This is a genomic window from Bradyrhizobium sp. 147, assembly GCF_023073935.1.
Lineage (GTDB): Bacteria > Pseudomonadota > Alphaproteobacteria > Rhizobiales > Xanthobacteraceae > Bradyrhizobium.
The window spans coordinates 217,510-232,146 of sequence record NZ_JADPKL010000077.1; the positions used below are offsets into that span (position 1 = coordinate 217,510).

Sequence of the window (14,637 nt, forward strand, 5' to 3'; positions counted from 1 at the left end):
CACAATGCGTCGGTCATGCGCATCGACATCTCGCTGCTGCCGGCGCTTGCCGCTTCCTTCATGCTCGCCTTCGCCCGGGTCGGTGCGATGGTGATGCTGCTGCCGGGTCTGGGCGAGACCAACATTCCGACGCGGATCAAGCTGTCGATCGCGCTGCTGCTCACGCTGATCATCCTGCCGCTGCATCGCAATGCCTACCAGGTCGACATGGGCTCGCTCGCGCCGCTCCTGGTGCTCATGCTGCATGAGATCGCGATCGGCATCGTGCTGGGTGCGACCGCTCGTGTGACGCTCTCGGCCCTGCAAGTCGCCGGCTCCGTGATCGCGCAGCAGATGGGACTCGGCTTCGTCACCTCGGTCGATCCGACGCAGGGACAGCAGGGCGTGCTGGTCGGCAATTTCCTGACCATGCTGGGCGTGACATTGTTGTTTGCCACCGACAGCCATCATCTGGTGATCGCGGCGCTGAACGACAGCTACACGATCTTCGCACCGGGCGAGACCGTCTCGAGCGGCGATGTCGCCTCGCTGGCAACGCGGGCCTTCGCCGCCGCGTTTCGCCTCGGCTTGCAGCTCTCCGGACCGTTTCTGGTGTTCGGCCTCGTCTTCAACATCGGGCTCGGGGTGCTGGCGCGGCTGATGCCGCAGATGCAGGTCTATTTCGTCGGCGTGCCGCTGTCGATCTTCGCGGGCTTTCTGGTGCTCGCCGTGGTGCTCACGGCGATGATGGGTACGTATCTGGATTACTTCATCGGTGTCATGCACCAGATGATGCCGCTCAAGTAATAGGGATCGATCGATGGCGGACGACAACGATCCCGAGAGTCAAACAGAAGACCCGACGCAAAAGCGCCTCGACGATGCACTCGAACGCGGCGACGTCGCCAAGAGCCAGGAGATCAACACCTGGTTCATGATGGCGGGCGGCACGCTCGTGGTCTCGACCTTCTCGGCCTCGGTCGGCAGCGGGCTCTTGACGCCGATGCGCAACCTGCTCGCCAATTCCTGGATGATCAAGACCGACGGCAGGGCTCTGCTCGCGCTGATGCAGCAGATCGAGTTCGCCGTGCTCGCCGCGATCGGCGTGCCCCTCTTGATGCTGATACTGGCGGCGATTGCCGGCAACATGCTCCAGCATCGCCTGGTGTGGTCCGCCGAATCGCTGAAACCCAAATTCAGCAAAATCTCGCCCGGTGCTGGCTTCAAGCGCATCTTCGGCAAGCAGGCGGCGGCGAACTTCCTGAAAGGTCTCGGCAAGCTGATCGGGCTCGGCGTGGTCATGGCCATGATCCTGTGGCCGGAGCGGCACCGCATGGAAGCGATGGTCAAGCTCGATCCGGCCGCCATGCTCGGAGCCACCACCAGCATGACCATCCATCTGCTCGGGGCAGTGGTGGCGGCGCTCGCGATCGTCGCCATCGCCGACTATTTCTTCCAGTACCGAAGCTGGTTCCAGCGGCAGAAGATGTCGCTCCAGGAGATCAAGGAAGAGTACAAGCAGTCCGAAGGCGACCCGCACATCAAGGGCAAGATCCGGCAACTGCGGCAGCAGCGCGCCAAGAAGCGCATGATGGCGGCGGTTCCCAAGGCCTCCGTGATCATCACCAACCCGACGCACTATTCGGTGGCGCTGTCCTACGAGCGCGGCATGTCGGCGCCGGTCTGCGTCGCCAAGGGCGTCGACAACCTCGCCTTCAAGATCCGGGAAATCGCGCGCGAGCACGACATTCCGATCGTCGAGAACGTGCCGCTCGCCCGCGCGCTCTACGCTACTGTCGACATCGATGAGGAAATCCCGACCGAGCACTACCATGCGGTCGCCGAAGTCATCGGCTACGTGATGCGGCTGAAGCGCGGATTCAGCGTCGGGCGGGGATAAAATGCGCGGAAAGTACCGGGAATGGCCGTAATCTGGGAATCAGCGTACCTTTCGCCCCTGCTGCCCTTGCGCCTTCGGGTCCGATTCAGGCAGGGAGGACCCTGCGCGCCCTGTAGCGCGTTGATTCTCTGCCGACAGGCTACGCCAGCGTGAAATGACTGCTGAGACCGACCACGACCTGTCACGCGAGCCCGTTGCGGCGCATGAGCCGTCGCCGCGCTCGGGCAGCATCGCGCTCGTGCTGCTGGTGGCCGCCGGGCTCGTCGCGGTCGCCGTCGGGCTAATGACGCTCGGGCGCGCGCAGGCGCAGCCCTATATTCTCGGCATCCTCGCCGTGCTGGCGATGGTCGGCCTGTTCAACCTGTTCGCTTTCGCCGCCGGCATCATCCGCTTCGCTGACCGCAATCTCGACGATCCCATCATCGGCCGCATCTCCGATCACGCGTTCGACGGGCTCGCGGTCACCGATGCGCGCGGCCATGTGGTCTATTCCAACGCGGCCTATCTGACGTTGACCGGCGCCACCGGTCCACAGGACGTGCGTCCGGTCGAGCGCGTCTTTATCGGCAACCCCGACGTCTCCGAAGCCGTGTTCCGCCTGCTCAAAGCCGCCCGCGAAGGCAAGCGGCAGCAGGAGGAGGTGCGCATCTCCGGTCATGACGGCAACCAGGGCCGCTGGCTGCGCATGAGGGTGCGCCCGCTCGGCACCGGCAAACGCGAAGCGAAATATGCGGTGTGGTCGATCGCCGACATCACCCGCGATCGGGAGCGCCAGGAGGACGTGTTCCAGGAGCTCCAGCACGCGATCGAATATCTCGATCACGCGCCGTGCGGCTTCTTCTCGGTCAATCCAGCCGGCGAGCTCGCTTATGTCAACGCGACGCTGGCGAACTGGCTCGATTACGACCTCGCCGAGATCGGCTCGGGCGGATTGAAGCTTACCGACATCGTCTCCGGCGACGGCGCCTCGCTGCTGACCTCGATCGTGGCGGTACCCGGCGAGGTGAAGATCGAGGTCTTCGATATCGACCTGCGCATGCGCACGGGCAAGACCATGCCGGTGCGGCTCTATCACAAGCTTGCCTTCGGCGCCGACGGCACGCCGGGGCCGTCGCGCACGCTCGTGATCAGCCGTGCCCGCGACGAGCGCAGCGATCCCGACCGCGCCGCCGAAGTGCGCTTCATGCGCTTCTTCGACCACACGCCGATGGCAATCGCGACCGTCGACCGCGCCGGCAACGTCGTGCGCGCCAACGCCCGCTACGCCAAGCTTGGGCAGGCCTTGGGGCTCGACAGCGCCTCCAAGTCGATCTTCCGCGCGGTCAGTTCGCGCGACAGGCACCTTTTGATCGCGGCCATCAACCAGGCCGCCGAAGGCCAGGCCGACGTCGCGCCGGTCGAAGTGGCGCTGGAAGGGACCAAGGAGCGCTGGGGCCAGTTCTTCGTCACGCCGGTCGATTCGGCCGAGAATGACGCGGAAGCCGCCATCGTGCACATGCTCGAGACCACCGAGCGGCGCGCGCTGGAGAACCAGATCAACCAGTCGCAGAAGATGGAGACCGTCGGCCAGCTCGCTGGCGGCATCGCCCACGACTTCAACAACGTCCTCTCCGCCATCATGATGGCGAACGATTTCCTGCTGAACGCGCACAAACCGACCGATCCGTCGTTCCAGGACATCATGCAGATCAAGCAGAACGCGACGCGCGCCGCCACCCTGGTGCGGCAGCTGCTGGCGTTCTCGCGTCGGCAGACTTTGCGGCCGCAGGTGCTCGATCTCGGCGATGCTTTGAGCGATCTTACCATGCTGCTGCGCCGGCTGATCGGCGAGAAGGTCAAGCTCGATCTCGTCCACGGCCGCGACCTGTGGCCGGTAAAGGTCGACGTCTCTCAATTCGAGCAGGTGATCGTCAACCTCGCGGTGAACGCGCGCGATGCCATGCCTGATGGTGGCAAGCTGATCATCCGCACCGCCAACGTCACCAGCGACGATGCCGGCAAGCTCGCCTACAAGGGCATGCCGGCCGCGGACTATGTCCGGATCGAGGTCGCCGACACCGGCACAGGCATCCCCGCCGATATCCGCGACAAGATTTTCGAGCCGTTCTTCTCAACGAAAGAGGTGGGCAAGGGCACCGGCCTCGGGCTTTCCACCGTTTACGGCATCGTCAAGCAGACCGGCGGTTTTATCTACGTCGATTCCGAACCGGGGCAGGGCACCTCGTTCCATATCTTCCTGCCGCGCCATCATGCCGAGCCGGAGCTACAGGTCGAGCAGCCCGCAGCCGTGGTCAGCGCGAGCAATGGCGCCGCGAAGGACGCCGCACCTGTGGCGGAGGCCAAGCCGCGCACCGATCTCACTGGCCAGGGCACCATCCTTCTCGTCGAAGACGAAGAGGGCCTGCGCGCCCTCAATGCACGCGGCCTGCGCTCGCGCGGCTACACGGTGGTCGAGGCCGAGAACGGCGTCGAGGCCATGGAGGTGCTGGAGGAGCAGAGCGGCGCGATCGATCTCGTCGTCTCCGACGTGGTGATGCCGGAGATGGACGGCCCGACGCTGCTGACGGCGATGCGGGAGAAGAACCCGGATATCAAGTTCATCTTCGTCTCCGGCTACGCCGAGGATGCGTTCGAGAAGAGCCTCCCCGAAGGCCAGCAGTTCGACTTCCTGCCAAAACCGTTCACGCTCAGCCAGCTCGTGGCGGCGGTGAAGGAGACGATGACGAAGGCGGGGTGAGGCGCGCCCTCTCCAGTCATTCCGCAATGACGAGGGAGAAAGCGGAAATCGCATTGCAAACCGCCGGTATCCGGCGACCCCCCGTTCCCGTTTACCCGGCCAAACCCTCGCCAAATATGGGCTTTTGCCACATCCCCGCGACTGAGGGCCGCAGCCACAGGTTCCGAAACCCGCTTCACTTTTCGGGAAGTCTGCCCATCTTAAGCGCACGTCCCCATGCCGGGGATTTGGGAAACGCACATGACTTTCTCGCAACGCTCCCGCAGTGTCTTCAAGGCGATTGCCGTCGTGCTGGCGCTTGCGCTGCCGACCGCGCTGGCGATCTCGTCTGCCGACGCCCGCGCCGGCGGCGGCTTCTCCTCGGGTTCGCGCGGCTCGCGGACGTATTCGGCGCCGCCATCGACCACGACCGCGCCGGGCTCGACCTCGCAGTTCAACCGCACTTACACCCAGCCGGGCGCAGGCATGAATTCGGCCGCGACCGCGCCGGCGCGCGGCGGCCTGTTCGGTCGCGGCGGCGGCTTCCTGGGCGGCCTTGCGGCCGGCTTCCTCGGCGCAGGCCTGCTCGGCATGCTGTTCGGCGGCGGTCTGTTCGGCGGCCTCGGCGGCCTGTCCTCGATCCTGGGCCTGATCATCCAGATCGCGCTGGTGGTGCTCGTGGTGCGGCTGGCGATGTCCTGGTGGCAGCGCCGTCACTCGCCGCAGGCGGCCTATGCCAATGCTGATGCGGGCGCAGGTCCCGGACCCCAGCCGAACTATCGCAGCGGTCTCGGTGGCTTGGGCTTCGGCGCCAACAACGCGCCGCTCGAGATCAAGCCTGACGACTATGAAGCATTCGAGCGCCTGCTCGGCGAAGTCCAGACCGCATGGTCGAACGAGGACGTCGCCAAGCTGCACACGCTCGCGACGCCGGAGATGGTCTCCTACTTCGAGCAGGACCTCGCCCAGAACCGCGCGCGCAACGTCGTCAACAAGGTGACCAACGTCAAGCTGTTGCAGGGCGACCTCGCGGAGGCCTGGCGCGAAGGCGAGACGGACTACGCCACGGTGGCGCTGCGCTTCGCTCTCACCGACAAGACGGTCGACCGCAACACCGGCGCAGTCGTTGCCGGCAGCGAGCAGCCGGGCGAGGCGACCGAAATCTGGACGTTCGCCCGCCGGCCGGGCACCGGCTGGGAATTGTCGGCGATCCAGCAGACCAACTGATCGCTCGTGACATGAGAAACCAAGGCGTCGTGCTCCGGCACGGCGCCTTTTCTTTTGCGCGTCTCTTCTTTGCGGCGCCTCGCATCGCCGCATCGGAATAAGCAGGCGTGCGTCGGGTTGAAATCAGGCGGCCAACGACAACCACAACAGGAGGACACCATGATCCGCACCGAGAAATCCCTGGCGATTTCAGGCCTCGCACTCGTATTGGCCTTGCTTGCGGCCCCATCGGCGCTGGCACAATCGGCCGACATGACCTTTTTCGTGACCTCAAGCGGCCTCGGCAAGGGCGCCGATCTCGGCGGCCTCGAGGGAGCCGACGCGCACTGCCAGAAGCTCGCTCAGGCCGCCGGCGCAGGCAACAAAACCTGGCGCGCCTATCTCTCGACCCAGGCCGCCGACGGCAAGCCGGCAATCAACGCCCGAGACCGCATCGGCAAGGGACCGTGGCAGAACGCCAAGGGCGCGGTGATTGCGAAGGACGTTGCCGATCTGCACAGCCCGGCCAACAACCTCACCAAGCAGACCGCCCTCAGCGAGAAGGGCGAGGGGATCAATGGTGTTGGCGACCAGCCAAACCGGCATGACGTCCTCACGGGATCGCAACCAGACGGCACCGCGTTTGGCGGTCCGGACGATCGCACCTGCAAGAACTGGACATCGAGCACACAAGGCGCGGCGATGGTCGGCCATCTCGATCGACGAGGCTTGCGCGACGATGAGGCCTCGAAATCGTGGAACAGCTCTCACCCGTCCCGCGGTCCCGACGGCGGCTGCTCGCAGGCCGATCTGAAGAGCACCGGCGGCGACGGCCTGTTCTATTGTTTTGCGGCGAATTGAGGCGCGGAACTCCTTCTCACGTCATGGCGTTCGTGGTTGCGTACTGCACTTGCCGCAACGCAATCACGGACGGTCTCCATGAAATACGAGCTCTATTACTGGCCCGAGATCCAGGGCCGCGGTGAATATGTGCGGCTGGCGCTGGAGGAGGCGGGCGCCGCTTATGTCGACGTCGTACGCGGGCCGGGCGGAACGGCTGCGATGATGAAGATGATGAATGCGCGTGAAGGCACGCCGCCCTTTGCCCCGCCGTTCCTGAAAGCGGGCAAGCTCGTCATCGGCCAGACCGCCAACATCCTGCTCTATCTCGGTGCCCGCCATGGCCTTGCGCCGAAGACCGAAGGCGGCAGGCTCTGGGTGCACCAGCTCCAGCTCACCGTCGCCGACCTCGTCGTCGAGATCCACGACACCCATCATCCGCTCGGACCCTCGCTCTATTACGAGGACCAGAAGCCAGCGGCGAAGAAGCGCACCGCCGATTTCTGGAGCGAGCGCGTGCCGAAATATCTCGGCTATTTCGAGCAGATTCTCACCGAGAGTGGCGGCACCTATGTCACCGGCCGCCGACTGACCTATGTCGACCTCTCGCTGTTCCAGATCGTCGCGGGGCTGCGCTATGCCTTCCCCAGGCGCATGAAGGCGTTCGAGACGGATATTCCGGGCCTGGTCGGCCTGCACGACCGCATCGCTGCGCGGCCGAACATCAAGGCCTATCTCGAAAGCGACCGCCGCATTCCCTTCAACGAGCAGGGCATCTTCCGCCGCTATCGCGAGCTGGATAATTAGCCGGTCGGACGGCAGTGGGATTGCCCTCACCAGAGCCCCGGCACGAGGCGATAGCGCACCCGCGCCGCATAGTCGGCATAGCCCGGCAGGCCGTCGCGCAAGGTGCGCTCCTCGATCCCGATGCGGACCGCAAACAAAGCGGCGAAAAGCGGCAGCATCGCAAGTCCCCACCACGACCCCAGCAGCAGCGGCACGCCGGTGAAGAACAGGATCATGCCGCTGTACATGGGATGGCGGACGTGGGCGTAGGGGCCGGTCGAGATCACCCGCTGTGCGCGCTCGGCCTGGAGCTTCACCACGGGGGCGGCAAAGGAGTTCTCGCGGAAGACCCACATCGTGAACAGCGTCGAGGCCAGGAACAACACGAGGCCGAGGACCTGGAACGCAACCGGCATCTCGGAGGACCCAATGCGTCGGTCAAATCCTATCAGCGCCAGCCAGGCGAGCATCGTGATGACAAAGACAGTCACGAAGATCTTGTCGGCGACGGGCTGATCCCGTTGCAGAACCGGCCGCAGACGTTCGGCGAGCAGCGCCGGATCGATCCGGTAGAGCCACCAGCCGCAGAGCGGACCGAGCAGGGCAGAGGTGGCGAGGAGCACCCAGGCCGAAGGCCAGTGCCACGTTCCGGCGGAGGCGAACAACAGCGCGCCCATGCCGACGACGACGATCGTGTTCTGCAACAGGAAGCGTGCGATCATGCGCAGGATCCCGGGATGACCGCACGATCATGGTCCCGCTATCCGGCAAAGATGCGGCCGGATGCACCAAAGGCCCGATCGACCGGATCGGGCGCTTCAGCCTTGGCAAGCCTGATCAGGCGAGCTGATCGATCCGCGTACCCTGACCGGGCGGCAGCGGCGCGGGCGGCTGCGGCTTATAGGTCGGATCCTCGTCCTTAACCTTGGCCTGATCGTCCTGCTGCTTGGTCGTGTCGTAGTTCGGAACCACGATCGCGATCGGCGGCGGCGCAACGGTGGAAACCTTCATCCGCAATCCTCACACATGGAAGCAATCGAGCCTGCCCTGTGAGGAGCGAAATTTCCTTCAAGGCAATTGCTAAAATGCGAGGGAATTGGCGCGGTGGATGCGCTCTCTTTGCTTCCGCGAGTGCAAGATTTGAAAGGGGCGCGGACGCCGTTGGCTCGCAATGACGACGTATGCGGCGAGCAACATCGTGATGCTCGCACCGCGGCGGCAAGAACGTGCAAGGCTCCTATTCGTCTTTGCCGCGCGTGATCGCGATGGAGGCGTCCGACTTGGTGCGGGTGCATTCCATGTTGAGCCGCCGGTAGCGCATGCTGATCTTATCGCCGCGCAGCAGGCCCATCCGCTTCAGGCAGCGTGTCGCGCCCGTCGTGGTGTCGTCCTTCGTCACGGTGAAGACGATCGCCGCCATCGACCCCACCAGCGCATAGAACTCTGGTTTGGGCTTGCGATCGCCCTTGGCATAGAGCTCGATCGAATATTTGTCGCCGCGGCAGCCAACGGACAGCTCCTTGGCCGCCGGGTGCGTCAAATACACGATGTTGGCGGCCCGGAAATTCACCTTGAGCCGATCGACCTGGTTCGCCAGCTCCTTGGCGCTGTCGTCGCAGCGGTCGGCGCGCGCGGGGAAGGTGAGGGCCACAAGGCCGGTGATGGCGGCGGCGACCAGGATCGCGCCGCGGAGGTTCAAGTTCAATGTCATGATGAAAAGCCTCTTGCGGCGCGCATTCAAGCGTCGGCGGGCGCGAAGCGCAAGGGTGGGCGCCGGCCTTTCCACGTGCCGTGCCAATGCCTTCCCGAGCCCCTAGCCACCCTCTCCCATGCGCCCCGGTCCCTTTCTTTTCCGTCCAAAATGGGCTTAGAACGCTTCTATGCCGAGGGCCCACGAGGCCCCAAACCCCGAGATCCGCTATGAACGCTCCCACCGCCTTTCCCGACCAGTCAAAACCCGTTCCGCCCTACAAGCACACCCCGCTGTTCCCGCTGGGCAAGGACGAGACGCCCTACAAGAAGATTTCGTCCGAGGGTATCAGGGTTGAGAAGGTGCTGGGCAAGGACATGCTGGTGGTGTCGCGCGAGGCGCTGCGGGCGTTGTCGGAGGCGGCTTTCGGCGACATCAACCATTACCTGCGGCCGGGCCATCTGAAGCAGCTTCGCGCGATCCTGGAGGACGGCGGGGCGAGCCCGAATGACAAGTTCGTTGCCCTCGACTTTTTGAAGAACGCCAATATTGCCGCGGGCGGCGTGCTGCCGATGTGCCAGGACACCGGCACCGCGATCATTATGGGCAAGAAGGGCTGCAACGTCATCACCGACGGCGACGACGAGGCGGCGCTCTCGGAGGGCGCGCGCGATGCTTATCTGCGCCGCAATCTGCGCTACTCGCAGGTCGCCCCGCTCTCGATGTTTGAAGAGAAGAACACCGCCAACAACATGCCGGCGCAGTGCGAGATCTACGCCGAGGGCGACGACGCCTACAAGTTCATGTTCATGGCAAAGGGCGGCGGCTCCGCCAACAAAAGCTTTCTGTTCCAGGCCACGCCGTCCGTCCTGACCAAGGACCGGCTGCTCGCGTTTCTGAAGGAAAAGATCCTGACGCTCGGCACCGCGGCGTGCCCGCCCTATCACCTCGCCATCGTGATCGGCGGCACCTCGGCCGAGCTCTGCATGAAGACGGTGAAGCTTGCCTCCGCCCGCTATCTCGACGCGCTGCCGACCCACGGCTCGCCCGACGGCAATGCCTTCCGCGACGTCGAGATGGAGAAGGAAATCCACAAGATGACGCAGAGCTTGGGAGTGGGCGCGCAGTTCGGCGGAAAATATTTCTGCCACGACGTGCGCGTGATCCGGATGCCGCGTCATGGCGCCTCGCTGCCGATCGGGCTTGGCGTGTCCTGCTCGGCCGACCGCCAGGTGCTCGGCAAGATCACGAAGGATGGCGTTTATCTCGAGGAGCTCGAGCACAACCCGGCGCAATACCTGCCGCAGGTGGAGCAGTCGCTCGGCGGCGAGGTCGTCAAGATCGATCTCAACCAGCCCATGAAGGACATTCTGGCGACGTTCTCTAAGTACCCGATCAAGACGCGGGTCTCGATGACCGGCACCATGATCGTCGCGCGCGATTCCGCGCATGCCAAGCTGCGCGAGCGGCTGGAGAGGGGCGAGCCGCTGCCGGACTATTTCAAGAACCATCCGGTCTATTACGCCGGGCCAGCCAAGACGCCCGAAGGCTATGCCTCCGGCGCGTTCGGCCCGACAACCGCAGGCCGCATGGATTCCTTCGTCGACCAGTTCCAAGCTGCGGGCGGTTCGATGGTGATGGTGGCGAAAGGCAACCGTGCTCCGGCCGTGCGCGAGGCCTGCAAGAAATATGGCGGCTTCTATCTCGGCTCGATCGGCGGCGCCGCCGCGAACCTTGCCGAGCACTGCATCAAGAAAGTCGAGGTGCTCGAATATCCCGAGCTCGGCATGGAAGCGATCTGGCGCATCGAAGTCGTCGACTTCCCGGCGTTCATCATCATCGACGACAAGGGGAATGATTTCTTCAAGGAATTGAATTTGGGCTAGCGGCCTCACCTCGCTTGCGGCGCCGGTGAGCGTGCATGTGCTCTTACGCAAGTCCGTGATGCCCGGGATTGCACGGACCTTCTGCTGCTGCGAGCCCGTGGATGGCCGAGCATTCCCGGCCATGACGATGCGGAAAAGCTTAGGCGCGCCCTGTCGCCCTCAGCGGACGGCAGACCGGCCTTAAGCGCGCGTGCCCGTGAACGGGAAGCTACCCATCGGGCCGATGCCCATCTCGCCACTGATGCTGTCGCCCGAGACGGTGCCGGTGAATTCGAGCGTGAGCGGCATCGGATTGGTGATCGAGACCTTCCAGGAGACGTTGTCGCCGCTGACGTTGCCGTCGAAAATCTCGGCGGTACTACCTTCGGCACCCTGCGTGCCCGTGAGCGTGCCGCCCGCGGCCTTCAGGCTGAGCGTCGCCTGGCGCTCGCCCATCGGCGTCGTCATGGTCAGATTCCAGTTGCCGTCCACGGCCATTCCCGTCTCCCAAACAAAGCCCGGCGGGCCGCGACGATCCGCGGCCAGTCCTGTGGCGAGCCTATAACCCAACTCGCAGCTCCTGCCTAACGCTCCGATGGGGCAATTAGGCGCGGGCAGCGCCGCGCCGGCGGCTGGTGACGATGAGGCGCAGCACGACGTACTGCACGGCAAAGGCCAGGATCTTGGCGCCGCCTGCGACGACGGTGAGATAGAACGCCCACAGCTTCAGATCGCCGGTCGATGCGACGGCGATCATGCCGATCCCGATCACGAACATCAGCACCGCCCAGGCATAGCCCGCAGCCGTCACATATTCCGGAACGGTCTCGACGACGATCGGCGGCAGGTAGCGCAGCATCCAGCCGCGCTTGAGCATGATGAGGCCGATCGCGAAATGCGCGATCGCGGGCTTTGCCAGCATGAAGCGGGGATCATTGGTCAAGAGTGTGATCGCGCCCAGTCCAACAACGAGCGCGAGGCTCGCATAAGTCATGTAGTTGAGCTGCTGGCCCTTGACGCGGGCATAGATCACCTGCGCGATTGCGCCGGCGATCGCCACCGATGTCGCCAGGATGACGTTGTCGGTGATGAGGTAGACGGCGAGGAAGACGATGGCGGAAAAGAGGTCGGAGGCGAGGCGAGCGAATACGTCCTTCATCGTCGATCCCTGTTCAGCGGGCGCTGCGTAATGCGCGGGCGGGCGTACCGTACTTGATCTGGCGATACTCGGGATACCACTTTGTGAAGTAGATTGCGCTGTTGCGCGCGGCGAAGGCGACCGCAACACTCGACCAGAGCGGCAGCCCGGGGACGTAGAGCAGCACGAGATTGGCGGCGGCCATCAACAGCGCGGCTGCGGTCCAGGCGCCGGTTATGACGTAATTGGCGTAAAGGAAGCCAGGCATCGCCGCGGTTTCGGCCGGGACCGATTCAAGCGCATATTGCAGCGTGAAGGGACGGCGGGCTAGCATCGAGCCGAGTGAAATGACGAAGATGCCGATATCGACCGACAGCTTGACACTGAGCGTGCCGAGCCCGGGATGGACCAGTGCGAGATAGAGGCCGATTGCGGCGAACACGGCCGCCGAGCCTGCGGCCAGGATCTTCACCGAGCGGCCGCGCGCGACATCGATTGCAACGGTGGCGAGGCAGATCGCGGAGGCCGCGAACACGCTGATCGTCGCCGAGGTCACCAGCATCAGCAACGCGAAGACGGCGTAGGGCGCGAGGATCAGGAAAATCGCCATGTGCCACCTCGGTCAGGCCGAATCTTTACAACGTCAAGATACGTAGCCGAACGCCAAAATTGGGTCAAGCGAAATCTTTACAGTGTCAAAATGACGAAGGCGGCCTCTAGAAGATGAATTGCTGCAGTGGCTTGTTCGGACGCCTCCTCGGCCAATTCCGCCCAGGGGAGGCGCGACAGGATCGGCGCCGCTGCGGCGCTCAAAAGAGCCGCGGCGAGCAAGATGCCGCCGTTGAAGATGGTATGGCTGCTTCGCTTCAGTCGGATCATCTCGAATGCGAGCGCGGCGCAGGAGAGAGCGAGGACGGCGAGGCAGGCTGCTGTGATCGAGGGCATGTGCATGTGGAACCTCTTGGTGATGCATCCGCGCCGTCATGCCGGACTCGCGTGAATGCGCGCCCGGAATGACGAGGAGGGCGTTACGCCGCCCCCACCCAATTGCCGTGAAAGCCGTCGGGCACGCGGTGGCCGAGCTGGACAAGCGCGACGGGACCGGCCTCGACATCGGTGGCGTTGAACACGGCGAGGTCGCTGCGGTTCTCCCGCGCGCGCCAGACCAATGCGAGCAGCCACCCGTCGCCCTCGGCCGCATCCTTCGATCGTTCGACGAACACCGGCTCGGAGATGGTGTCGCCGGCCGGCAGCAGATAATGGCCGAGCCGTCGGCCGCTGCCGTCGACATGGACGATGCCTGAGAGCGCGTCGAACATCGGCAGCCGTGGATTGGCGCAGGCGTACCAGCCATGGCGGCTCTTCAGTCCGGCGCGGCGATCGTCGATGCGGGGGAATTCGCCGGCGAGATCGTCGAGATAAGTCTGCTGGAAGCGGTCGGTTTTTCCCGAAAGATCGAACGTCCAACGGCAGTGGCGGGCGCGCGACTTCTCCGGATCCGTCGGCCGACCGTCGGGATGCGGAAACAACGGCGGCTCCTCGAACTGCATGACGTCAGCGATGATGCGGTGATCCTCCTCCCACGCATTCATGACGTGGAAGACGTAGCAGGCCTCAGCTCGAAACCAGACGATGTCCTTTGCCGTGCCGTTGCGCTTCATCACGCCGACATAGGCGCCCTTGTCCGGCTCCCAGGCATAGGGCGGCCGTCCGCTCATCGCGCGTTCCATGCTGCCGGTGATGGGGAGGATCGGAAACAGCACATGGTTCGCGGTGACGATGAAGTCGTGCACCATGCTGGCATAGGGCGCCTCGAAACGCTCGAAGCGCGTCGCCCGTCCTGACGCATCGATCGCTCCGTAGGAGAGGGCAGGGGTCAGCGGTCCGGCCGCATTGTACCCGAAGAATACGAGTTCGCCGGTCACAGGATCGATCTTCGGATGCGCCGTGAAGCTGCCGGCGATGCGGCCTTGGTAGTTGTGATAGCCGCGCGTTGCCAGCGTACCCGGCTCGATCTCGGTCGGCAGGTGTGCTTCTTCCAGCGCCAGCAGCTTGCCGGCATGGAAGATGATGTTGGTGTTGGCGACGCCGCCGTCAGAGAGATCCGCCGGGGCATCCGGCAGCTTGCGGCCGAAGCCGCCGAACAAAGCGCGGCCGGCGTCGTGCTCGGCCAGCCATTTCGGCGTGCGGACCCAGCGGTTGCGGTAGCTCGCGCGTCCGTTCTCGAGGTGGAAGGCGTGCAGCATGCCGTCGCCCACAAACCAGTGCGCACCGGGCGACGAGAACTGCGAATTGGGGCCGTTGCGATAGAGCGTGCCGTTCAACTCGCGCGGCAATTCGCCGATGAGCTTGAGGTACGCCGCGTCGGCTTCGAAGGGAATCGGCGCGATATTGTTGCGCTGCTCGGTGACGACGTCCTGCTGCACGGCGTATCCTTCCCTATCTTTACATCGTAAAGATCAGATAGTGCCGATTGCCGTTGCGGTCAAGGGAAATCTTTACACTGTCAATATGGCG

15 protein-coding genes are annotated in these 14,637 nt (G+C 64.4%); 7 read left to right on the forward strand and 8 right to left on the reverse strand.

The genetic code is table 11. The annotated features are described in order from the left end of the window. Positions 1-15: 15 nt before the first annotated feature. The 6 genes from fliR (at position 16) to IVA87_RS17725 (ending at position 7,448) form a co-directional block, all read left to right on the forward strand. Positions 16-786 carry a flagellar biosynthetic protein FliR gene (gene fliR, locus IVA87_RS17700; RefSeq protein ID WP_247278056.1) on the forward strand — a complete coding sequence of 257 codons (771 nt, stop codon included), beginning with the start codon at positions 16-18 and terminating at the stop codon, positions 784-786. Between the two features lie 13 nt (positions 787-799). Next, positions 800-1,879 (forward strand): flagellar biosynthesis protein FlhB, encoded by a 1,080-nt coding sequence (gene flhB, locus IVA87_RS17705; RefSeq protein WP_247296469.1) that lies wholly within the window; start codon positions 800-802, stop codon positions 1,877-1,879. 154 nt (positions 1,880-2,033) lie between these two features. After that, positions 2,034-4,616, forward strand: a complete 2,583-nt coding sequence (locus IVA87_RS17710; protein ID WP_247296471.1) for a PAS domain-containing protein — start codon at positions 2,034-2,036, stop codon at positions 4,614-4,616. Between the two features lie 216 nt (positions 4,617-4,832). Continuing rightward, positions 4,833-5,822, forward strand: coding sequence for a Tim44 domain-containing protein (locus IVA87_RS17715; protein WP_247296472.1), 990 nt, complete (start codon positions 4,833-4,835; stop codon positions 5,820-5,822). Between the two features lie 159 nt (positions 5,823-5,981). After that, positions 5,982-6,662, forward strand: coding sequence for a lectin (locus IVA87_RS17720; protein WP_247296474.1), 681 nt, complete (start codon positions 5,982-5,984; stop codon positions 6,660-6,662). 78 nt (positions 6,663-6,740) lie between these two features. Then, a complete protein-coding gene (locus IVA87_RS17725) occupies positions 6,741-7,448 on the forward strand; it encodes a glutathione S-transferase (RefSeq protein WP_247334453.1) in 708 nt (235 codons plus the stop codon). Positions 7,449-7,474: 26 nt separating this feature from the next. Here IVA87_RS17725 and IVA87_RS17730 read toward each other — a convergent pair whose 3' ends face one another. The 3 genes from IVA87_RS17730 to IVA87_RS17740 all read right to left on the reverse strand — a co-directional run bounded on the left by IVA87_RS17730 (position 7,475) and on the right by IVA87_RS17740 (position 9,138). Further along, the gene (locus IVA87_RS17730; protein WP_247334456.1) at positions 7,475-8,149 is read right to left on the reverse strand and encodes an isoprenylcysteine carboxylmethyltransferase family protein; all 675 of its coding nucleotides are present in this window, start codon (positions 8,147-8,149) and stop codon (positions 7,475-7,477) included. Between the two features lie 115 nt (positions 8,150-8,264). Next, positions 8,265-8,438 (reverse strand): hypothetical protein, encoded by a 174-nt coding sequence (locus tag IVA87_RS17735; protein WP_247278050.1) that lies wholly within the window; start codon positions 8,436-8,438, stop codon positions 8,265-8,267. Positions 8,439-8,664: 226 nt separating this feature from the next. Continuing rightward, positions 8,665-9,138, reverse strand: coding sequence for a hypothetical protein (locus IVA87_RS17740; protein ID WP_247296481.1), 474 nt, complete (start codon positions 9,136-9,138; stop codon positions 8,665-8,667). 209 nt (positions 9,139-9,347) lie between these two features. Here IVA87_RS17740 and IVA87_RS17745 point away from each other — a divergent pair, with 209 nt between their 5' ends. Beyond that, complete coding sequence (locus IVA87_RS17745; RefSeq protein ID WP_247296483.1) at positions 9,348-11,003, forward strand: fumarate hydratase; 1,656 nt, start codon at positions 9,348-9,350, stop codon at positions 11,001-11,003. 180 nt (positions 11,004-11,183) lie between these two features. Here the strand turns inward: IVA87_RS17745 and IVA87_RS17750 are convergent, their stop codons facing one another. The 5 genes from IVA87_RS17750 to IVA87_RS17770 form a co-directional block, all read right to left on the reverse strand. Then, positions 11,184-11,480: a hypothetical protein gene (locus tag IVA87_RS17750; protein ID WP_247280643.1), complete on the reverse strand. Its 297-nt coding sequence runs from the start codon at positions 11,478-11,480 to the stop codon at positions 11,184-11,186. Positions 11,481-11,586: 106 nt separating this feature from the next. Continuing rightward, a complete protein-coding gene (locus IVA87_RS17755) occupies positions 11,587-12,141 on the reverse strand; it encodes a septation protein IspZ (RefSeq protein WP_247334459.1) in 555 nt (184 codons plus the stop codon). Positions 12,142-12,154: 13 nt separating this feature from the next. Further along, a complete protein-coding gene (locus tag IVA87_RS17760; protein WP_247296487.1) occupies positions 12,155-12,730 on the reverse strand; it encodes a hypothetical protein in 576 nt (191 codons plus the stop codon). A 77-nt stretch (positions 12,731-12,807) separates the two neighbouring features. Beyond that, positions 12,808-12,999, reverse strand: coding sequence for a hypothetical protein (locus IVA87_RS17765; protein WP_346275317.1), 192 nt, complete (start codon positions 12,997-12,999; stop codon positions 12,808-12,810). 149 nt (positions 13,000-13,148) lie between these two features. After that, positions 13,149-14,546 carry a carotenoid oxygenase family protein gene (locus IVA87_RS17770; RefSeq protein ID WP_247296490.1) on the reverse strand — a complete coding sequence of 466 codons (1,398 nt, stop codon included), beginning with the start codon at positions 14,544-14,546 and terminating at the stop codon, positions 13,149-13,151. Positions 14,547-14,637: the final 91 nt, after the last annotated feature.